This is a genomic window from Rossellomorea sp. YZS02 (assembly GCF_033963925.1).
Taxonomy (GTDB): Bacteria; Bacillota; Bacilli; order Bacillales; family Bacillaceae_B; genus Rossellomorea.
The window spans coordinates 92,802-111,680 of record NZ_JAXBLY010000008.1 but is presented as its reverse complement, the minus strand read 5'-3'; the positions used below and the strand labels follow the sequence as shown (position 1 = coordinate 111,680).

Annotated in this window: 25 protein-coding genes; 19 read left to right on the top strand and 6 right to left on the bottom strand. The window is 40.7% G+C overall.

The window, feature by feature from the left end:
* The first annotated feature begins 7 nt into the window (after positions 1–7).
* Both SLH55_RS10000 and SLH55_RS09995 read left to right on the top strand, forming a co-directional pair.
* A complete protein-coding gene (locus SLH55_RS10000; RefSeq protein WP_206848990.1) occupies positions 8–232 on the top strand; it encodes a YozE family protein in 225 nt (74 codons plus the stop codon).
* A 257-nt stretch (positions 233–489) separates the two neighbouring features.
* On the top strand, positions 490–1,149 hold the full coding sequence (locus SLH55_RS09995; protein WP_219168241.1) for a hypothetical protein: 660 nt from the start codon (positions 490–492) through the stop codon (positions 1,147–1,149).
* Here the strand turns inward: SLH55_RS09995 and SLH55_RS09990 are convergent.
* A complete protein-coding gene (locus tag SLH55_RS09990; protein ID WP_219168240.1) occupies positions 1,133–1,303 on the bottom strand; it encodes a hypothetical protein in 171 nt (56 codons plus the stop codon). The genes SLH55_RS09995 and SLH55_RS09990 overlap by 17 nt on opposite strands.
* Positions 1,304–1,427: 124 nt before the next feature.
* Between SLH55_RS09990 and SLH55_RS09985 the strand changes: the two genes are divergently transcribed.
* Positions 1,428–1,604 (top strand): YozD family protein, encoded by a 177-nt coding sequence (locus SLH55_RS09985; protein ID WP_219168239.1) that lies wholly within the window; start codon positions 1,428–1,430, stop codon positions 1,602–1,604.
* A 119-nt stretch (positions 1,605–1,723) separates the two neighbouring features.
* Here SLH55_RS09985 and SLH55_RS09980 read toward each other — a convergent pair whose 3' ends face one another.
* Positions 1,724–2,815 carry a DUF2515 family protein gene (locus tag SLH55_RS09980; RefSeq protein ID WP_320323330.1) on the bottom strand — a complete coding sequence of 364 codons (1,092 nt, stop codon included), beginning with the start codon at positions 2,813–2,815 and terminating at the stop codon, positions 1,724–1,726.
* Between the two features lie 301 nt (positions 2,816–3,116).
* Here SLH55_RS09980 and SLH55_RS09975 point away from each other — a divergent pair, with 301 nt between their 5' ends.
* From SLH55_RS09975 to SLH55_RS09965, 3 genes are all read left to right on the top strand, one after another.
* The gene (locus SLH55_RS09975) at positions 3,117–3,914 is read left to right on the top strand and encodes a protein kinase family protein (RefSeq protein WP_320323329.1); all 798 of its coding nucleotides are present in this window, start codon (positions 3,117–3,119) and stop codon (positions 3,912–3,914) included.
* A 16-nt stretch (positions 3,915–3,930) separates the two neighbouring features.
* A complete protein-coding gene (locus tag SLH55_RS09970; RefSeq protein WP_219168236.1) occupies positions 3,931–4,701 on the top strand; it encodes a sporulation protein in 771 nt (256 codons plus the stop codon).
* Between the two features lie 96 nt (positions 4,702–4,797).
* Positions 4,798–5,118: a YodL domain-containing protein gene (locus SLH55_RS09965; RefSeq protein WP_219168235.1), complete on the top strand. Its 321-nt coding sequence runs from the start codon at positions 4,798–4,800 to the stop codon at positions 5,116–5,118.
* Positions 5,119–5,187: 69 nt separating this feature from the next.
* Here SLH55_RS09965 and SLH55_RS09960 read toward each other — a convergent pair whose 3' ends face one another.
* A complete protein-coding gene (locus SLH55_RS09960; RefSeq protein ID WP_320323328.1) occupies positions 5,188–5,331 on the bottom strand; it encodes a hypothetical protein in 144 nt (47 codons plus the stop codon).
* A gap of 17 nt (positions 5,332–5,348) precedes the next feature.
* Positions 5,349–5,471, bottom strand: a complete 123-nt coding sequence (locus SLH55_RS09955) for a hypothetical protein (protein ID WP_257475071.1) — start codon at positions 5,469–5,471, stop codon at positions 5,349–5,351.
* Positions 5,472–5,602: 131 nt separating this feature from the next.
* Here SLH55_RS09955 and deoD point away from each other — a divergent pair, with 131 nt between their 5' ends.
* The 5 genes from deoD to SLH55_RS09930 all read left to right on the top strand — a co-directional run bounded on the left by deoD (position 5,603) and on the right by SLH55_RS09930 (position 10,687).
* The gene (deoD, locus tag SLH55_RS09950; RefSeq protein WP_219168233.1) at positions 5,603–6,307 is read left to right on the top strand and encodes a purine-nucleoside phosphorylase; all 705 of its coding nucleotides are present in this window, start codon (positions 5,603–5,605) and stop codon (positions 6,305–6,307) included.
* 149 nt (positions 6,308–6,456) lie between these two features.
* A complete protein-coding gene (locus SLH55_RS09945; RefSeq protein ID WP_219168232.1) occupies positions 6,457–7,296 on the top strand; it encodes a D-alanyl-D-alanine carboxypeptidase family protein in 840 nt (279 codons plus the stop codon).
* Between the two features lie 170 nt (positions 7,297–7,466).
* A complete protein-coding gene (locus SLH55_RS09940; protein WP_219168231.1) occupies positions 7,467–8,054 on the top strand; it encodes a YitT family protein in 588 nt (195 codons plus the stop codon).
* Positions 8,055–8,171: 117 nt separating this feature from the next.
* Positions 8,172–9,632: a S41 family peptidase gene (locus tag SLH55_RS09935; protein ID WP_257475070.1), complete on the top strand. Its 1,461-nt coding sequence runs from the start codon at positions 8,172–8,174 to the stop codon at positions 9,630–9,632.
* Between the two features lie 128 nt (positions 9,633–9,760).
* Entirely contained in the window at positions 9,761–10,687 is a 927-nt protein-coding gene (locus SLH55_RS09930) for an LCP family protein (protein WP_219168230.1), read from the top strand.
* Here SLH55_RS09930 and SLH55_RS09925 read toward each other — a convergent pair.
* A complete protein-coding gene (locus SLH55_RS09925) occupies positions 10,675–11,400 on the bottom strand; it encodes an ATP-binding protein (RefSeq protein WP_320323327.1) in 726 nt (241 codons plus the stop codon). The two genes, SLH55_RS09930 and SLH55_RS09925, sit on opposite strands and share 13 nt — an antisense overlap.
* A 232-nt stretch (positions 11,401–11,632) precedes the next feature.
* On the opposite strand from SLH55_RS09925, the gene SLH55_RS09920 reads away from it, so the two are divergent.
* From SLH55_RS09920 to SLH55_RS09905, 4 genes are all read left to right on the top strand, one after another.
* Complete coding sequence (locus tag SLH55_RS09920) at positions 11,633–12,553, top strand: CobW family GTP-binding protein (RefSeq protein WP_219168228.1); 921 nt, start codon at positions 11,633–11,635, stop codon at positions 12,551–12,553.
* Positions 12,554–12,881: 328 nt separating this feature from the next.
* Positions 12,882–13,250 (top strand): DUF2085 domain-containing protein, encoded by a 369-nt coding sequence (locus SLH55_RS09915; RefSeq protein ID WP_219168227.1) that lies wholly within the window; start codon positions 12,882–12,884, stop codon positions 13,248–13,250.
* A 78-nt stretch (positions 13,251–13,328) separates the two neighbouring features.
* On the top strand, positions 13,329–13,754 hold the full coding sequence (locus SLH55_RS09910) for a MarR family winged helix-turn-helix transcriptional regulator (protein WP_308807568.1): 426 nt from the start codon (positions 13,329–13,331) through the stop codon (positions 13,752–13,754).
* A gap of 153 nt (positions 13,755–13,907) precedes the next feature.
* Positions 13,908–15,527 carry an MDR family MFS transporter gene (locus tag SLH55_RS09905; RefSeq protein WP_219168226.1) on the top strand — a complete coding sequence of 540 codons (1,620 nt, stop codon included), beginning with the start codon at positions 13,908–13,910 and terminating at the stop codon, positions 15,525–15,527.
* 48 nt (positions 15,528–15,575) lie between these two features.
* On the opposite strand, the gene SLH55_RS09900 is transcribed toward SLH55_RS09905, so the two are convergent.
* Entirely contained in the window at positions 15,576–15,821 is a 246-nt protein-coding gene (locus tag SLH55_RS09900) for a DNA alkylation repair protein (protein WP_219168225.1), read from the bottom strand.
* Positions 15,822–15,891: 70 nt separating this feature from the next.
* Between SLH55_RS09900 and SLH55_RS09895 the strand changes: the two genes are divergently transcribed.
* The 4 genes from SLH55_RS09895 (at position 15,892) to SLH55_RS09880 (ending at position 18,848) form a co-directional block, all read left to right on the top strand.
* Positions 15,892–16,179 (top strand): hypothetical protein, encoded by a 288-nt coding sequence (locus SLH55_RS09895; protein ID WP_320323326.1) that lies wholly within the window; start codon positions 15,892–15,894, stop codon positions 16,177–16,179.
* An 85-nt stretch (positions 16,180–16,264) separates the two neighbouring features.
* Positions 16,265–16,624, top strand: coding sequence for a hypothetical protein (locus tag SLH55_RS09890; protein WP_219168223.1), 360 nt, complete (start codon positions 16,265–16,267; stop codon positions 16,622–16,624).
* Positions 16,625–16,942: 318 nt separating this feature from the next.
* Positions 16,943–17,740 carry a CAP domain-containing protein gene (locus tag SLH55_RS09885; RefSeq protein WP_320323325.1) on the top strand — a complete coding sequence of 266 codons (798 nt, stop codon included), beginning with the start codon at positions 16,943–16,945 and terminating at the stop codon, positions 17,738–17,740.
* Between the two features lie 334 nt (positions 17,741–18,074).
* Complete coding sequence (locus SLH55_RS09880; RefSeq protein ID WP_219168221.1) at positions 18,075–18,848, top strand: SDR family oxidoreductase; 774 nt, start codon at positions 18,075–18,077, stop codon at positions 18,846–18,848.
* Positions 18,849–18,879: the final 31 nt, after the last annotated feature.

Here is an 18,879-nt window from a genome sequence, read left to right as displayed (position 1 = left end):
GGAAGAGATGAGAAAATCCTTTTATCATTACTTAATGAAATTTAGGCAACCTACTGCCAAGGATGATATTACCCAATTCGCAAATTCAGCTTATGATGATCACAGTTTCCCTAAACAATCAGAGCAGTATCACGAAATCAGCTCTTACCTGGAAATGAATGGTCATTACCTCGAAAGCATGTCCATTTTCGACAGTGCATGGGACCATTATCAATTAGAAGAAAAAGATTAATCTAAATACCCTAAGCCATCGGACTGACATTTGTACCTCACAAACGTCGGTCCTTTTTAATCAACCAGCACTTTCCTTTGAGAGGTGAAAAGCATAAACTGTCTTGGATAAACCTTATCTTAAGCTATTTGACTCTTTTATGGCCATAACATGAAAATATTTCTTACCCGAAAGAAAAGGTAGTCAGGGATTTCGTGTATACCGTTATGATTGTTATTGCATATCATATAAAAAAGGCGATTAAGGGTGAGGGGAGAATGAAGAAACGAAAAGAGCCTAGATTCAGAGTTGGGGAAACAGTAGTCGTTACAATCTATGGTACTGTAGGAAAGATTACCGATATTAAAAAGCTTGACGGAGAGTTTTTATATGAGGTTAACGAAAGTGAAGGATTATTCAAGGAGAAGGCATTGGAACTGCTGGATTCTTATGATGGATACATTTTTGAACAGGAACAGATCGATATTGAATATAAATTTCTGTTTGGCGATCTTGTGATTGTGAAGGGATATGAAGAGGATCTCTTTAAAGTAGTCGGTTTCAGGACAGAAATATGGCGGTATAAGGATGATGCCTGGGAAGACGTTATCTATGAATTGATGAGGATCACTGATGGAGAATGGCTCGAGGCAGATGAAGATGAAATTACCCTTGTTGCAGATGAAGAGCAGGCAGAAGCATTTATAAAGAAGTATGGGTTCGTCTTCCCACAAAAAAAGGAAGGGAAATCCAAAGGGCTCCATTCACCTGCGCACCCGAAGCCAACCTGGATCGATCAGCTACTCGATCATTACAATGATTATAAAACACTTTATCTCCTATTTCAGGATAGTAAATACAAGAATAAGATGGATTATGTGTTAGAACAGTTGAAAAACCACACTAACTCACAATCTATCGTTAAAGAGAAGGAATAAGCCACATAATATAAAGAAAAACAGGAACGCTTATAACCAAGAAGGACAGAAGGATGACACGAAGGATCCATTGCATGCCCGAAACCATCATCCCTTCACCGTTTTCAAGATCTTTTAACATTGATTTCGTTTTTTGGGCAATCGTATGTAACATATTATCGCTCCTCTTCCTTTGATGATAAAGTCTATGCTTGTCTTTAAAGTCTTATGAAAACTTTTTTCTCCTGGCATAACCGGGAGCGTAGTGTCATAAATTGAGAATCAAAGGGGGCGATCACATGCGGGAGATAGAAGTGTTTATCGACACCGAGGAAATTGCAGAGTTCTTTATGAAAGAACTCATTCAAAGAGGATATGTACCGTCAGAAGATGAGCTGGAAGAAATAGCGGATATCACATTCGAGTATCTGATTGCCAAATGTATCATTGATGAAGAATGGGAAGATGACGTATAGTCTTTTCAACCATCGATATGGAATTCATAAAGTCTGGAACGACCATTCATATAACAGGGATTAACTCTTATATGTCTCTCATGCCTTCTTATTGAAGCATGGAGGCATTTTATTTTGAGTTAATCCCTCGTTAGATTAACCAGGATAGTAGTACGCGTCTTCCATTTACGGGTCATAGAGAAATGCTGGGGGGTGACCATAGAGAGAAGGGGTGTCATCACATCAACAGTTTGATCACTAAACCAATCCTGCGATGAGAAGTGTATTGCAGGCTCGTTCTCCCATGCAGACGTTAAAATAGGGCTGAATAGACGATTTTTCTTCTCTTCTTTCGAATAAAGATGCGGCCAATAATCAACACGGGATCCGGTGTGAGGATGGCGGCTGGAAAATGTAGTTGCAGTAGGCAAGATGCTGGGACGGAATAAAATACTATATAACCTCTTACCTAACAATATCCTGCGATCCACTTTTTCAAAGTGGGAAACAGAAAGTCCGGCAAGGGAATAGGGAAGGTACTTTCCATAAGGGAAGAGTATGGAAGTGAACTCCAGACGATCCTGCAAAAAGAATTTCCACCTATCGATGCCGATATTCAAATTCGGGTCTGATAAGATCCGCTTTTGAATCATGTGCTGCTCATTCATAATAAGGGCAATGGTCATTACGTGTTGATTCCCTGTTTTAATAAATTCGTCCCACATCTTATGCATGAATACTGAAACTTTGAATTTTTTTAAGAGGTGAAAAGGAGGTTCCCGGGTTAATTTCCAATTTTCATACAATAACAACTGTGGATATGCGTCGTTGAAGATGGCTGCATTGCATCTTTCAAGAAAAGAGAATAGGGATCGGTGTTCACCTGCACCTAATACATGGGAAAATAAAGGGCTCCGGAGATCTGTCATATGATAACCGGCATTCCTGGATACCATATGGGCTAGAAAGGCCCAGTGAAGTTCAGGATGCTTCTTGAAAAAATCGAGATAGAAAGAGGTTCTTGTCAGATTATTAACATTCCCTTTTTTTACTTTGTTGGTAATTTCCTTATATAATGACTGATCACCAGGGAAGTAAACCTTTGGAAACGGTTCCTCCTTCATCTGCTCGTATAACCGGCTAATCTCATGTTTGTCAAGAAGTGGTGATGAATGATCTTGATTCCCTTTTTTAAATAGGTTTAAAATCTTCAGAAACGGTGAATAACCCAAGTGATCCCGCCTCTCAATATATAGTGAAAAATATTTACCTATGATGAAACTAATTTCAAAATAATTCGTATATATTAATACGATATTCCATGAAACATTCTTGGGAGGTTAGCTTATGTTGAAGAAGATTATTAAAAGTTTAATAAGATCCCCGAGGCATCATCACTACAGTTCCAGTGACTCCTGGAAAAAGTATAAATCATCAAAACATAAACATTTTGGACATCACCACTATAAAAAGCATAAGAGTAAAAGCTTTTTCTCCAGTTTCTTTAGCAGCTGACAGGGAGATGAAGCATATATGATCACCACGCTTTTTCAGAGGTTGATTAATGCATTTGAATACACCTGGAAACCAGGTACCATCATCGATGGGTTTCAAATCAACCATTTGGTGGGAAAGGGTAGTTATGGCACAACCTACTCGGTTACACTTCAAAATGGTGAAGAAGCGATTTTGAAACGAATACGCCCTTACAAAAAGTTATTTAGCGATCACGTCCAATATGTCCGAAATGAAAGGGATGCACTAGAAACTTTATCTCATCCAAGCTTCCCTGCATTTCTAAGGGCTGGTGAGCATAAGGGGATTCCATATCTTTTAATGGAGAAGATGAATGGTCGGACCTTTGAGGAATTGATATTTCAGGAAGGAAAAAAGTATTCAGAGGAAGAATCCTTACTAATCGTTTTACAGTTAGTGAAATTAGTGGACTGCATTCATCATAAAGGGTATGTACACCGGGATTTAAGAATTCCGAATATCCTGCTTGGTGATAGTGGCCTGCAAATCATCGATTTTGGTCTCGTATGTGAAATGTCCTCAGGGTCGGAAAGCCTTGAGAAGCATAGGGATCATATGAGGGAAAAGTCGAAGAAAAGTGATTTTTACGCAATCGGTCATTTCCTGTTATTTTTACTATATTCATCTTATGAGTCAAGATGTAATAAGGAAAAAAGCTGGGAAGAGGAGCTAGCGATTCATCAGGCTACAAAAGGTGTGCTAAGGAGGCTTCTGCAGATTGAAGAAGAATATCATGAGGGTTCCGAGCTTATAGAGGATTTAAAAAGGGTGCTCGGCAGATTAAAAGCACGATAAACGAGGAGGATGTAATATGTCATTTTTTAATAAAGTTTTTGCTTCAATTGGAATTGGAGCTGCGACGGTCGATACTAAATTGGAGAAGTCAAGCTATGAGGCTGGAGAAACGGTCAACGGGGTTGTGGAGATTACAGGGGGAAGCACGGAACAGAGTATAGACGCCATCTATCTTACTCTCTTCGCTACATATATACGAGAATCCGATGATAAAAAATTTACAGATTATGCCCCAATTCAAAAGGTACAAATCTCAAATCCATTCACTGTGTTGGAGCAGGAGAAAAAAGAGTTCCCTTTTACGTTCGTATTACCTTTTGAAACCCCGATTACTTATGGCAATACGAGGGTTTGGGTAGCTACAGGGGTCGATATTAAAAATGCTGTCGATCCAAAAGATAAAGATTATATTGAGATTGTACCGAACTCGTTGACTAACTCCATCCTGACTGCCGTCCAGGACCTTGGCTTCAGAATTCGAGAAGTGGAATGTGAAGAAGCACCGCGCAGGTACAGGGGGAGATATCCATTCATCCAGGAATTTGAATTTGTGCCTGTCAATGGTCCCTATCAGCGTAAATTGGATGAACTTGAAGTCATGTTCCTGAATCAAACTGAAGACCAGGTTGAATTGCTTTTGGAAGTCGACAGACGTGCACGGGGCTTGGGTGGATTCCTGACTGAGGCTCTCGAGATGGATGAATCCATGGTCAAGATGACAATCAAATCCTCAGATGTTTTACAACTGGCTTCAAAACTGCAGCACGCTATAGATAAATTTGCATAATGGTAACATTCGACAAAGGTTCCTATGATTCTTTGAAGGATTCGACAGAGTGTTTGTGTAATAGTATGAGTACAACATATTGATGGAGGGGTACTCATGCCTTTACTTGAAAAAATCATTCGTCCTAAGCTCTTGAGATCGACATATGACATGACTATATTCCAAACCCCGAATTACGGGGAGGATAAAGGTTACGAAGAGGTGTATCGAATCTCTATAGAAGCAAATAATCATGATGAAGCCCTGTATCAAACCTTCAGAACGTTTAATGTACCGGATTTGGTACCAAAGGATTATGAGGGCAGGTATATCGCTACACGTGACATCGTCTTTATAGATGAGGGACGGAGGGGGCATTTCTATTACCGTCTGCAGCCAAATGGATGGAAGAGAGTGAATCGGATCGTCATCCATTAAATAAACCGAAACTTACTAAAAAGGAAAGAATCTCCCTTAGGGAGAATTCTTTCCTTTTGTTATGATTTTTTACAAATTGTGCGCCGGACCGTTTTTTCTGTTTCGCCCTGTGTTCTCTTTCCCGTGTGCATTATGCTCGGCATCTAATGCTTCTTTAGGGATATGATTATTTTTCTTAGGGGCATTAATTCTGTTTCGATGTTTTTTTCCCATTTCTGGATCCCCCTCTTTTATGACTTAAGTTTTTCTGTTCTTGAAGAGTTAGGCTGGGTCCCGGATCGCGTAGAAGGGTTAGTTTCATTTGCATGCTGTACCGCTTGTTTCAGCTTCTTGCTCATTTTTTCTTTAGACATGATCAATCACTCCTTCTAACTATATTTTGACCTCTCATCAAGCGTTCTATCCATCCATTTACTAGCGTTGCATATGATAAGAAAAAGGATTACAATGGTGTTTCAACACTCTTGTTAGGAGGAATAGGATAGTGAGTATACATATTAATGCAAAAGAAAACGAAATAGCAGAAACGGTACTATTACCTGGTGATCCACTACGGGCGAAATACATTGCCGAAACATTTTTGGAAGATGTGACGTGCTATAATGAAGTCCGAAATATGTTCGGTTATACAGGAACGTATAAGGGAAAAAGAATTTCCGTTCAGGGAACAGGAATGGGTGTTCCATCCATTTCCATCTATATCAATGAATTGATGCAAAGCTACAACGTTCAAAACTTAATCCGTGTCGGTACGTGTGGAGCCATCCAAAAGGATGTGAAAGTACGCGACGTCATTCTTGCCATGACTTCATCGACTGATTCACAAATGAACAGATTAACGTTCAATGGAATCGATTACGCGCCAACAGCCAACTTTGATCTGCTGAAACGTGCATATGATGCAGGAGTTGAGAAAGGTCTTAACCTGAAGGTTGGAAACGTATTCACCGCTGACATGTTCTATAATGATAATGCAGAGCATGAAAAGTGGGCTCAATATGGTATTCTTGCCATAGAAATGGAAACGTCCGCCCTTTATACGTTAGCAGCCAAATATGGCCGTAATGCACTATCCGTCCTCACTGTCAGTGACCATATCCTGACAGGTGAAGAAACGACTTCGGAAGAGCGTCAAACCACTTTTAATGAAATGATCGAAGTGGCCCTGGAAGCAGCCATTCAGGAGTAATCCATAACTGTAAGATCGTAGAAACTGCTGATAATCCTTTAATGGATTATCGGCAGTTTTTTATTTTTGTGAAGTTTCTCCTGCTTACATCTAGCCTTTTACATGGTAAGATGGAGGATGGAACCATTTTAGAGAAACTAGGTGAAAGTATGAAAAAGATCATCTTCGTAACTGCTGCCTCTCTGGTGATGTTATCAGGGTGCTCGCAAGTACAAGAGTGGTCAGACGATTTATTTGGCCAAAAACAGCAAGAGAAACAGAAAGAACCAGAGGTCCAGACACCGGATGAAGAGCAGGATGAACAAGCAGCACCGGAACAACCACCTGAAGAAAGTGTTCCTGAAGAACTGCAGTTGGAATCCCAATTCTTCAATGATGTAAAGGTTGTGGATGGGAAGCAGGTCATTCAGAACCCAGCCAATTTATTAGCACTTGTGAATAAAGAATACGCGTTAGACGAATACAAACCTGCTGATTTAGTCCGACCAAACGTGCCTTTCGTATTCGGAAATCAGGAACTCGAAAAGGCACATCTGCGCAAAGAAGCCGCACAGCACCTTGAGAAAATGTTCGCTGATGCAAAAGCGCAAGGTGTTTTTTTGACTGCCATTTCTGGTTACCGTTCCTACGAGTACCAAAAAATGCTCCTTGAAAGGGAGATCGCACAATATGGTGAAGAAAAAGCGGTCATGGCCGTAGCACCGCCTGGGCAAAGTGAGCACCAATCGGGATTAGCAATGGATATTTCTAGTGAAAGCAACCAATTTCAAGTGAATATTGAGTTCGCGGAAACGAAAGAAGGAAAGTGGCTTGCTGAGAACGCGTATAAATACGGTTTCATCCTTCGCTATCCTGAGGATAAGGTTGCCATTACTCAATATCAATTTGAGCCTTGGCATTTTAGATATGTCGGCGGCGACGCTTCGAAAGTGATTCATGAAAACGATTGGACACTGGAAGAGTACTTTCAAAATGTAAAGAAAATCTAATGAAAAGGGTCAGGGCCACAGGTACCTGACCTTTTTGGGTTGTAGTTAAGAAGAAAAATCCCCTCATGTACAACTCTTGGCCGACTCCTTGCGCCCTTTGTTCTGAATTCATGTAACCCCACATAAAACAATAATAGGGCTGTCCAATTTGAAGCGGGTGGGTGGAGTTTATGATGAGGGTGTTCAGCATCATTGTTGTAGGAAGTGTTTTTGTTGGAATAGGCATCAATTTATTCTTCGTCCCTCATCATTTCCTGGACGGAGGTATGATCGGAATCGGCCTAATTGCCCATTATTGGTTTGGCTTTAAACCGGGACTTACCATAATCCTACTAAGTGTGCCACTCTATTTCCTGGCTTTCCTGAAAGACCGAGCTCTTTTTTACAATAGTATTCACGGTCTCTGGCTGTCCTCCTTGATGATCGACTTTTTTTATCAATGGCATACGGCCGTCGATTTCCCCCCGCTCATAAGTGCGTTTTTTGGCGGCACGTTTGTCGGGATCGGGATTGGTCTTATGCTGAGGGGGAATTCTGCCACAGGTGGATCAGACTTATTGGCGCAGTTGATTGGGAAAAGTTTCGGCTTGAATGTGGGCAAATTGATCTTTGTTTTCGATAGTATCGTTCTTTTGGTTGGTTTTCCGGTCATTGGGACCGAGGCATTTCTTTATTCTTTACTGGCTGTCAGCACAGTAGGTTTTTTTACAACGATTTTGACACATCATAATGGGGACGATGGATTTTCCTTTCACTAAGCTGGAAAAGCTGATAGAATGAAGAAGCTATGAGCTTAAGATTGCTCAGTGGCATGTTTCATGATATTCTAAACGAAAATTTACAGGAGTTACATAGCAACGAAAGTGGTGGAAGCTTTGGAACAAGATAAGACAGAACAATCTCAACAGGAAACGCATTCAAGTTTCATAAAAATGAAAAAATTCAAATTTGTCATGCTCCTCTTTTTCCTTGTTTTCCTAACAGCAGGGATTACTACGTTCGCACTGGCGTTTGGCGATGAAAAAGCGGTCAACGTCGGAGTTACGGAACGTTCGGAGTTTCAAAAACTCTATGAAGCCTATGACAAATTAAATGAGAATTATTACAAAGATCTTGATGAGGATACTCTTGTCAACGGAGCGATCAACGGCATGATTGACAGTGTCGGAGACCCGTTTTCTGATTACATGAATGAGGAAGAAGCGAAAAAATTTGAGGAAAGCATCTCTTCTTCGTTCGAAGGGATCGGAGCGGAGATTCAGGAAAAGGAAGGCTATATTTCCATTGTTTCTCCCATTAAAGGTTCTCCAGCAGAAAAAGCCGGTTTGCAGCCTAACGATATCGTCACAAAGGTAGATGACAAAAGCATTCAGGGTATGTCAGTGACAGATGCGGTCCTTCTTATCAGGGGAGAAAAAGGCACAAAGGTAACGCTTACCATTCAACGCCCGGGTCAGGATAAGCCGATGGAAGTGACCATCACCAGGGATGAGATCCCGATTGAAACGGTATATGCAGAGATGAAGGATAATGGTGTGGCAGAAATCCAGATCACCAGTTTTTCCGAAAATACGTACAAAGAACTGACAGAAGCTCTTAATGAAATGAACGATAAAGGTATGAAGAAACTTGTTCTCGACCTTAGACAAAACCCAGGTGGTCTGTTGGATCAAGCGGTCAAGATTTCAAACCTTTTTGTTCCCGAAGGAGAAGTATTATTCCAGGTGGAAGACAGTAAAGGTAAAGTTGAGAAGTATGTTTCAGAATCAGGTCAAAAGGTAGACGTTCCAACAGCCGTTCTTGTTGATGAAGGTAGTGCGAGTGCCGCTGAGATTCTTTCAGCTGCTGTGAGCGAATCCAATGATATTCCTCTCATTGGAACGAAGACATTCGGTAAGGGGACTGTCCAAACGGCTGAGACGTTCAAAGATGGATCGAACATGAAATTCACGACAGCTAAATGGCTCACACCTAAGGGTAACTGGATTCATGAGAAGGGAATCAAACCGGATGTGGAAGTAAAACAGCCCGATTATGCACAGCTTCCTTATATCAATCCCGATAAGGAAATGAAAGAAGAAGATTTATCCGACGGGGTTAAAACAGCTGAGCAAATGCTAAAAGCATTGGATATTGAACCTGGAAAAGTAGACGGTTATTACGATGAAGAAACAACGAAAGCTGTTAAAGACTTCCAAGGGAATAATGATCTTGAAGTAACGGGTACACTAAATGGGGAAACCATCCTGAAGCTTATGACTGACCTTAGAGAAAAGCTGAAAGAAAACGATCCCCAATTGAAAAAAGCAATTGAAGTTTTAAATAAGCAACAATAAAAAAAGATCCCAGGTAATTCAACCTGGGATTTTTTTTTATATCATGTCTGAGAGCTCAATTGGACGCGGATACCTCGTATAGAAAAAGCATTCGTTACCAACAATGAAAGTATATATGAGGTGATGATATGAAAAAGATAGTGTTACTCCTTGCCATCATGCTTTCTTCCCTTGTTGTAATAAGCTGCTCTCCTTTTTGGAAAGATGGTGGTCTACCGGTAAGGGATCAAGGTCCGTCCCCTGAAAGCCTTTTAAGTGATAAGGGTGAAACCTTTCCTATTGAGATGAAGGATCCGATTAATTTCCTGTTGATCGGTTCTGATCAGCGCCAGAATGAAGCATCTCGTGCTGATGTCATGATGGTGGCACAATACACTCCCCAATCATCAACGATGAAGCTGGTATCCATCATGAGGGATACTTTCGTAGATATCCCCGGATATGAGAAGAGTAAAATCAATCATGCCTATTCATGGGGAGGAAAAGAACTGCTGGCTGAAACGATACAACAAAACTTCGACCTGAAGATTCATCATACTGTAAAGATTGATTTTCAACATTTCACCAATATGATGGATCTTGTATTTCCAAAAGGAATCGGGGTTACGATAACCCAGCCGATGATCAATCACTGGAAATGGGAGAAAGAACCCGGGAAAGCAGTGTTGAAAGGAGAGGAAATCCTGCAGTATGTAAGGTTCAGGGGAGATGGTGACAACGATTTCGGACGTGTGGAAAGACAGCAGGAAATCATTCAACTGGCTGAAAAGAATCTCATGGAAGATATCCAATCGGGTGAAGGGGTTACGACCGTCATTTCCTTAATCAGAGAAGGACTGGATAACGTTGAAACCTCTACTTCAACAAGCGAGGTAATAAAATACGGAATGTCTGTCTTGTTAAATCCTATAGATAATGTGGAAACCCTTCGAATCCCTGTAGAAGGAAGCTTCACGGATCTTTCGACATCACACGCAGGATTAGTTCTGGATATGAATGAACAAAAGAATCGAGAAGCCATTAGGGAATTTCTCAGTTCCAATCACCAAGAATGAAATTCAGAAGAATCAAGGTCAAGGAAGATTTCAATCTTCTTCATTTTTCTAATGATCAAATCATGAAGATAGTTCTTATACTTCTGGTCTTCCGCCTGATCATGTTCCAAATGAAGGATCTTTAAATGCTCGAGATGTTCCTTTAATGTTCGTTCATCACTGTCAGAGCCACCAGACTGAACTTTGCGGAGAATGACATCGACCAGCTTATCATGTGTTGCTTCAATTGTTTTTGTTCCTTGCCGTGCATAGATGGCACCGTATCTCAAATCCCCTCTGGTGACAATAGAAGTATAGGGAACATATCTTGGATCATAATCGATGATAAGGACTTGAAATCGTTTAAGACTCATGAGCGGGTGGGTCCTTTCAGGGAAAATGAAGTCTTCTGTTCTATATCGTAAATATTTAGGCAGCAGGTGTTGCAGTTTATTGTCAACATCTGCTTTATCCAAAAACTCTTCATCGGTCAACCCTTTCAGATCAATGGATCCATCATCGAATTGCATGACACCGATGATGATGCATCCTCCTCCTGTATTGGAAATCGCCAGGATATGTTTCGCCATCTTGGTGAATTCGATCCAATCAGATTTAAAGTCCACATAATCCGTCTCACCGGTGTTATGAAGCAATAGATCCTTCAATGTTTCATGAGAAGGATTCTTCAGGAAATCTCTTAACTTTAACGGAACAATCTTCTCATAATACATGTTCTTCCCACCTTTTGATGAATCATCACGAAACTCTTTCTTCCAAACGGTTTATTCAACGGTAAGCTTGCACTGATATTACATATTACATTCTATGCGTGGATAGAGAGGGATAACGCTCTTTAGACGAATAATTCTTGTGAATAGGTTGATGTTTTAATGGTCATGTCCGTTGTGTTCTAATTAACTTTCTAATAGAATATTGTTAGGAATCTATGGAAAGGAAGATTGCATGAAAAAGGATGTATACATATTATCAGGATTTCTTGGCAGTGGAAAAACGACTTTACTGAAAGAATTATTGCAATCCTTGAAGGATCAAAATAAAAAACCGGCAGTATTGATGAATGAATTAGGTAATGTATCAATCGACAGTGATGCAGTTAATGATGATACAGCGTTAAGGGAGCTTCTGGATGGCTGCATATGTTGTACGATATCGGAAAAATTGGAGTCTCAGCTTCAGGAACTTTTATTGAATGAAGAATTTGATGTTCTGATCATTGAAACGACGGGTGCGGCACATCCGGTTGAAGTGGTCGACTCCATTCTGTCCCCGCTGTTTGCCAATCGATTCGAATTCAGGGGCATCATCACAGTGGTGGATGGTCTGCAGTGGCGAAACAGGGGAGACTTCAGTCCGGCAGTCTTACATTTAATGAGGGAACAAATTCGCCATGCCCAGTACATAGTTGCAAATAAAATGGACTTGCTAACTGAAATGGAGCAGGGAACTTTCTCATATGAGTTACAGCAAATCAATCAGAATGCCAAAGTGTATTTAACGAATTATTCCCGAGTATCTATGGAAGATATCCTCTCTCTTAGGGCAGATCGAGTGGCGGTTTCCCACGAACGGGCCCCCCTCGGTGATCATTTAACTCTGCAGGCGGTCGTCTATACCTTTAGTGGAAAGGTTAATGGAGAAGCCTTTGAGGAATGGGTGAAAGCACAATCTGATACCATTTATAGGATGAAGGGGTATGTACCGCTGCAGGGAAGGAAACACCCAACATTATTTCAGTATTCATATGGGATGCCCCTCTTCATGCCTGGTGAAATGAATTACCCAACCAACTTTGTCATAATTGGAGAAAATTTACATAAAAAAGAAATAATACAGTCATTACAAGAAATCGATTTGATGAAGTAATACACGGGGTGGGGGAATCCTTTTGGTGTTTCTGTTGTTTAGTGTGGAACTCATATTATTTATCACTGGAGTATACGGGTTGAGTATGTATGAAACGAAACTTCAGTTAGTGATATTTACCGGATTAATCGTTATCAGCATCCTATTGTTCATCTGGACGATCGTGTCCTATCAGAGAAAACAGAAAAATAAACAAAGGACGAATGATTGTTGGGACTGCGCCATTTATTCACCTGATTGTCTTCCGACTCTCCGAGGGAATAAATTTGACTGTGATTCACCGGACTGTGACTGTACTCCGGATTGTAGTCCTTAGGGGGGAAATGAAGTGAAAGAATGGATTACACTCTCCTTTATGCCATGTCACAGAATGCAGGAACGATCGATGATCTTATGGGGAAAACAGTTTCCGTTATGCTACAGATGTATGGGGATCCTGTTGGGGATTATCATCGGAATCCCTTTCGCATCAGGGTTAGTCCAATTCTTGTCTGTCGTTCATCTATTATTGGGAGGTATTTTCATAAGTACACTTCTAATGGATGGATTCACTCAAAAATGGGGGTGGAGGCAAAGTACGAACCCCCTTCGATTACTAACCGGGCTACTTTGCGGTTTAGGGTTATCACTGATGATCGTGTTATCCTCTAAATGGGGAGTAAACATCATTATGTTATTAACGAGTTCAAACCATTGACAATATCGGGTAAAATGTTTATGATTTAATAGTTAACTTAGTGAAGTATTTATCGAGTGTAAGAAAGGTCGATTTTTTGTGGGAAAAGAATTGTTCGAGTTAGAAGGATTATTTAGATCCGTTTTTAGAATGATGAAATCAGATATTCGAACCATCTTTGGAGAATTCATTTCTAATGGAGAATTTCGGGTGCTTCAACTTATCAGGGAAAATGGTGCATTGAAATCCTCTGAGATTTCTAAGCGTATGGAAGTATCTGCGAGTCATATTACATCCATTACGGATACATTAGTTGAAAAAGGCTATATCACAAGACAGCGGTCAAGTGAAGATCGTAGAGTCGTAGAGTTGACGCTCACACCTCAAGGGGTGGAAGTGCTGGCACAGTGTGAAGAGAAAAAATCACACTATTTTCAACAGTTATTCCAGACCTTTGATAAAGACGAAATCAACCATTTGATAGAATTGTTTGAGAAACTGTTAAGTTCATCAATACGCAAGTAATCGTTTGTGAAGATACGATCCTTTTATACTTGGAACAAAAGTGTAGTAGGAGTGGAAAAGGGTTGACCATAAAAAGGGTCATCCCTTCTATTATGCTCATTTACTTAAGTTGGTTAATTATTCATACTATAAATATTAAGGGAGACAGAAAATATGGAGCACTTAGAACATCGCAAGAAAGTATTGATCATGATTGCCATCATGTCGGCCATGTTATTCGCAGCATTGAATCAAACCATCGTTGGGACTGCATTGCCCAAGATCATTTCTGAAATTGGAGGTATGGATTATTATAGCTGGGTATTTACCATCTTCATGTTAACCAGTTCGGTAACAGCCATTCTGGTAGGTAAATTATCCGATATGTATGGAAGGAAGCCTTTCATCTTACTTGGAATTGCCGTCTTCATGATTGGTTCTTTCTTGAACGGACTTTCCGCTTCCATTATCCAGTTAATCATTTTCAGAGGTATCCAAGGATTTGGGGCAGGGATGATTATGTCCACGGCATTTACTGCAGTAGGAGACTTATTCTCCCCTCGTGAACGAGGGAAATGGCAGGGGTTAATGAGCAGTGTCTTTGGTTTGGCTAGTGTATTCGGTCCGACACTCGGAGGTTGGATTGTGGATAATGCCGATTGGCACTGGGTCTTCTGGGTATTCCTTCCGGTAGGATTCATCGCATTCGGGATGATATATAAAATGTTCCCTTCTCAGGAGCCAAATAAAGGACTGAAAGTGGATTACTTAGGTTCAGTCATGTTAACCTTGACGATCATTCCATTATTACTCGCTTTTACGTGGGGTGGAAATGATTATGAGTGGGTTTCCCTTCAGATCATAGGATTACTGACAACCTCGGTTGTAGCACTTGTATTATTTATCATTACGGAACAACGGGCAAGTAACCCTGTGCTTCCACTGCAATTATTTAAGAATAAGATCTTTACCCTTTCAAATATTATCGGATTCATTCTCGGAGCAGGAATGTTCGGTGCCATCATGTATATGCCATTCTTTATTCAAGGCGTGATGGGGACTTCCGCCACTAAGTCAGGACTGGTCATGATGCCGATGACATTGAGCATGGTATTCGCAAGTACAATCGGTGGACAAATCATTACAAAGACTGGTAAATATAAGTTTCTTGCCCTGATCGGCTTGTTTGTCATGAGTACGGGGATGATTCTGTTATCCTTCATGGATACAGACACGACCAATGCAAGAGCGTTATTCAATATCATTATAGTGGGGACAGGGCTTGGGCTCAGCTTCCCTGTGTTTACCCTTACTGTTCAAAACGCCGTTCAGCATAAGTTCCTCGGAGTTGCCACGGCAGCTACACAGTTATTCAGACAAATCGGGGGGACAATCGGTGTGGCCATCATGGGAACGGTGATGAATTCTTCCATGACGTCCAAAATGACGGAGAAAATGTCCGCAGTGAAAGATTCACCATTGCTGACAGATCCTAAAACCAGCGGGGTGATGAAGCAGCTCCAAGATCCTCAAAACATCATGAACTCAGGAAAATTAAAAGAGCTTCAATCCACATTACCGAAAGAATTCCAGGGTGTTTATGCCTCCATTTTGGATGGAGTCAGGGAATCTTTAAGCTATGCATTAACGAATGTGTTCTTTATAGGAGCCATCATTCTTCTTGTCGGATTCGTACTAACCTTCTTTATGAAGGAAATACCATTAAGAATGTCGAATAAAGATATGACCGAAGAAGAAAAAGAAACAAAGCTAAAAGAAGCTTCGAATCAATAAAATGAAAAGGGCAGACCCAGATCAGTCGGGGTCTGTCCTTTCGTTCATTTACATAGTGCTTTCTCCAAATTTCTTGAAGGTCATTTCATCTTCAACAAGTCCACAAGCGGCACATTGAACTTTCAATTCCGGTCCGTTGTAAGCCATATGAAATGGGTCGAGTTGTCCTTGTTCATAACTTTGAACGACTTCTCCGGAAGCAGGATCAAGTTTCACACTCTGAGGCACTTGTTGTATAATATTGAATCGAGTGCGATTCGTTTTACATCCAGGGCAACGATACGGTGTAGTCATAGGGATCACCTTTCTTCTTTTTTTCTAGTATGCTTAATAAATCAATTTTTTATGTAAAGGATGTTTGAATATGTCGGATGTATTCATTGATCTGCTGAAATCTTATAGGCAGATATGGAATAACCGTAAATTGACCGAACATGATAATTCGGCGGAACAAGTATTGAAAGAAGCCATCAAACGTGAACTTGAAGATGCGAATAGCCATCCACGGATCCGTAAATCGTGGAAAGATAAATATTATAGTGCTACTAAGAGAGTAGCGGAGTCCGGCATTTCAAATGAACATAAAGTCGGATTGATTGAACTACATATAGAGATTGCTGAACAATTAAATAAAGACTCGATGGAATCCTAATGAGGAAAATTTGAGCATTTCCCTTTCTTGCATACCTGTGTAGGTATATAATGGAGAAAGATTAATTTAAAGGGATGATGCCAATATGCTAGTTCTTCTCTTATTACTGGCCAGTGTATTTTTATATATGATGTACTATCGTTATTTTCCAGTAAGAATAAAACAATGGTTTTCTCAAGAAGTTACGTCCGGATATATTGTAGTGGACGTCAGGGATTATCAAGACTCTTCCAAAGGAGTTTGTGATGATGTTGTTGCCTTGCCCTGTGGGTACATTAGAAGATATTTCAGCGACATTCCTGAAGGACCTCTTCTTGTAATGGGAGGCAATCAAGTCGAGTGTAATGTAGCGGTGAGGCAATTAACACGGTTGGGATTCACTGTAGAAGGGTATTTGATCATCGGTTCTGACAAAAAATGTAATGAATACCTTTCTTTAGGGTGAATCCACCCATTCTTTGAAACGTTTCTGTAATATCCGTTACATTATATAAGCTGTTCAAAACCTGTCAAGAATCATATACCGGTAATAATTAGTTGCTGAATCCAAATCATTCAGCTGTTGGAAATGTAAGTAAATCAAATAAGAATGCTTTTCTCCCTGATAGAATCAGTGGTTACTATAGTACTATAGAAAATTGTCTTTCAAAATAGAACAATTGATTCCCAGTTACCAAGTTCTCCCGTAAATGTAACAAAAACAGGGTGGTATGATGAATGTGCAGCAAAGAAAAACACATTTACCAAGGAGGAATTCATTTTTATGAATAAGAAAATGATGGTTTCAACAGCAACAGCATTAACATTATTAGCAACTCCATTCGCAGCAGGGAAAGCTGACGCTGCAGCACCATGCCCAACACCAGATAAGGTCGTTCAACAAGCGAACGCATTTAAATATAATGGAAATCAAGAAGATCTTAATAAATTTGTACAAGATGTTCTATCAAAATATCAAATCAACGGTCAGAATATTAATGTACAAGAGTTATTGAAGGGACAGGCTCCAAAAGCAGAAGCGGCTGCACCGGCACCAGCTAAGGAAGCACCAAAGGCGGATGCACCTAAGTCTGAAGCTCCAAAAGCTGAAGCACCGGCTCCAGAAGCTGAAGCACCGGCACCAGCACCTGCTGCAAATGAGCAGAAGCAACCATCAGAACAAGCTACGGAACAGTCTGGTCAATTAAGCCAGTTCGAACAGCAAGTAGTAGAGTTAACAAACCAAGAGCGTGCAAAACAAGGACTTCCTGCGCTTAAAGTAGATGCAGAACTAAGCAAAGTGGCACGTGAGAAGTCTCGTGATATGCAAGCGAACAACTACTTCTCTCACACAAGCCCTACGTATGGTTCTCCATTCGACATGATGAAGCAGTTTGGCATTGAGTACAGCTCTGCAGGTGAAAACATCGCAATGGGTCAAAAGACTCCTGAAGAAGTGGTACAAGCATGGATGAACAGTGAAGGTCACCGTAAAAACATCATGAGCTCAAACTATACTCACATCGGTGTAGGTTATGTAGAAAACGGTAACTACTGGACTCAACAATTCATCGGTAAATAATTCTTTATGCACCGAAGCAGTCTCTCATTGAGAGACTGCTTTTTTTATTCTTTCATTATTTATGAAATGATATTCTGGATTCTTTTTAAAAGGCTCTTTTCACAAAGATTGTTGCTATTCGCATACAAACTAAGATTTACGATCCTCTGTCAATTAAGTTATGGTGCAGGAGGGTGAAGGGAACTGCTCCGCTTTCCACGGACGTTCGGCCGAGCCTCCTCAGCAAAATGATAACGATATTGGATTATTCATACACTAATTAAGAGCTTACATTTGCATTTCGGCATAATCCTTCTTACTATTGAAATATAACGAGGACGTGGAGTTGAGCTTGATGAAAGAAAAAGTGGTACTAATAACGGGTGGATCAAAAGGGATCGGGCGGAAAACGGTCGAAGAGTTCTCCCGAAAAGGGTACACCGTTATCCTGAACTACAGAAAAAATGATGGATTTGTTGAGAACCTGGTTTCTGACTTAGCCCATCAATATACGAATACCATCATCCCTATAAAAGGGGATATTTCTGTACCGGAAGAATGTGAACAGATGGCCGAAGAAATCTGGAGAAAGGTGGAAAGCGTCGACATCTTAATCCATAACGCAGGTCCATATGTCAAAGAGAGAAAATCATTTGCCGATTACTCTCCGGAAGAATGGAATTACATAGTGAATGGGAATTTAAATAGTGTATTTTACTTATCAAGGTTAGTGATCCCTAAAATGAGGGAAAAGCGATGGGGCAGGATCATCACATTTGGATATGACCGTGTCGAATCAGCACCGGGCTGGATCTATCGTTCTGCGTTCGCGGCGGCAAAGGCTGGCCTTGCTTCCTTCACAAAAACAATTTCAATCGAAGAAGCGCATAATGGAATAACCGCGAATATGGTATGCCCAGGAGATATCGTAGGGGAGTGGAAGGAAAGAGAAATCAGCAGTGCGAAAGAACATCAGGATCCAAACACTCCAATCGGGAGGCCTGGTACAGGGGAGGATCTAGCAAGGGTCATTTCCTTCCTGTGCCAAGAAGAATCTGATTTCATCACAGGTTCCATCATTCCTGTTACAGGAGGCAAGGATGTTCTGGGGAAGGTATTTCATCAATAAAGAGCCACGGCAGTGGATAAGGCCGTGGCTC

What these genes read in the sequence shown, in the direction of transcription:
- SLH55_RS09970 (WP_219168236.1), top strand. Translation starts at nt 3,931, where the DNA reads ATGTCATTTTTTAATAAAGTTTTTGCTTCAATTGGAATTGGAGCTGCG.
- SLH55_RS10000 (WP_206848990.1), top strand. Translation starts at nt 8, where the DNA reads ATGAGAAAATCCTTTTATCATTACTTAATGAAATTTAGGCAACCTACT.
- SLH55_RS09990 (WP_219168240.1), bottom strand. Translation starts at nt 1,303, where the DNA reads ATGTTACATACGATTGCCCAAAAAACGAAATCAATGTTAAAAGATCTT.
- SLH55_RS09885 (WP_320323325.1), top strand. Translation starts at nt 16,943, where the DNA reads ATGAATAAGAAAATGATGGTTTCAACAGCAACAGCATTAACATTATTA.
- SLH55_RS09930 (WP_219168230.1), top strand. Translation starts at nt 9,761, where the DNA reads ATGAAAAAGATAGTGTTACTCCTTGCCATCATGCTTTCTTCCCTTGTT.
- SLH55_RS09880 (WP_219168221.1), top strand. Translation starts at nt 18,075, where the DNA reads ATGAAAGAAAAAGTGGTACTAATAACGGGTGGATCAAAAGGGATCGGG.
- SLH55_RS09900 (WP_219168225.1), bottom strand. Translation starts at nt 15,821, where the DNA reads ATGACTACACCGTATCGTTGCCCTGGATGTAAAACGAATCGCACTCGA.
- SLH55_RS09895 (WP_320323326.1), top strand. Translation starts at nt 15,892, where the DNA reads ATGTCGGATGTATTCATTGATCTGCTGAAATCTTATAGGCAGATATGG.
- SLH55_RS09940 (WP_219168231.1), top strand. Translation starts at nt 7,467, where the DNA reads ATGATGAGGGTGTTCAGCATCATTGTTGTAGGAAGTGTTTTTGTTGGA.
- SLH55_RS09905 (WP_219168226.1), top strand. Translation starts at nt 13,908, where the DNA reads ATGGAGCACTTAGAACATCGCAAGAAAGTATTGATCATGATTGCCATC.
- SLH55_RS09925 (WP_320323327.1), bottom strand. Translation starts at nt 11,400, where the DNA reads ATGTATTATGAGAAGATTGTTCCGTTAAAGTTAAGAGATTTCCTGAAG.
- SLH55_RS09890 (WP_219168223.1), top strand. Translation starts at nt 16,265, where the DNA reads ATGCTAGTTCTTCTCTTATTACTGGCCAGTGTATTTTTATATATGATG.
- SLH55_RS09945 (WP_219168232.1), top strand. Translation starts at nt 6,457, where the DNA reads ATGAAAAAGATCATCTTCGTAACTGCTGCCTCTCTGGTGATGTTATCA.
- SLH55_RS09995 (WP_219168241.1), top strand. Translation starts at nt 490, where the DNA reads ATGAAGAAACGAAAAGAGCCTAGATTCAGAGTTGGGGAAACAGTAGTC.
- SLH55_RS09975 (WP_320323329.1), top strand. Translation starts at nt 3,117, where the DNA reads ATGATCACCACGCTTTTTCAGAGGTTGATTAATGCATTTGAATACACC.
- SLH55_RS09965 (WP_219168235.1), top strand. Translation starts at nt 4,798, where the DNA reads ATGCCTTTACTTGAAAAAATCATTCGTCCTAAGCTCTTGAGATCGACA.
- SLH55_RS09985 (WP_219168239.1), top strand. Translation starts at nt 1,428, where the DNA reads ATGCGGGAGATAGAAGTGTTTATCGACACCGAGGAAATTGCAGAGTTC.
- SLH55_RS09955 (WP_257475071.1), bottom strand. Translation starts at nt 5,471, where the DNA reads ATGTCTAAAGAAAAAATGAGCAAGAAGCTGAAACAAGCGGTACAGCAT.
- SLH55_RS09960 (WP_320323328.1), bottom strand. Translation starts at nt 5,331, where the DNA reads ATGGGAAAAAAACATCGAAACAGAATTAATGCCCCTAAGAAAAATAAT.
- SLH55_RS09920 (WP_219168228.1), top strand. Translation starts at nt 11,633, where the DNA reads ATGAAAAAGGATGTATACATATTATCAGGATTTCTTGGCAGTGGAAAA.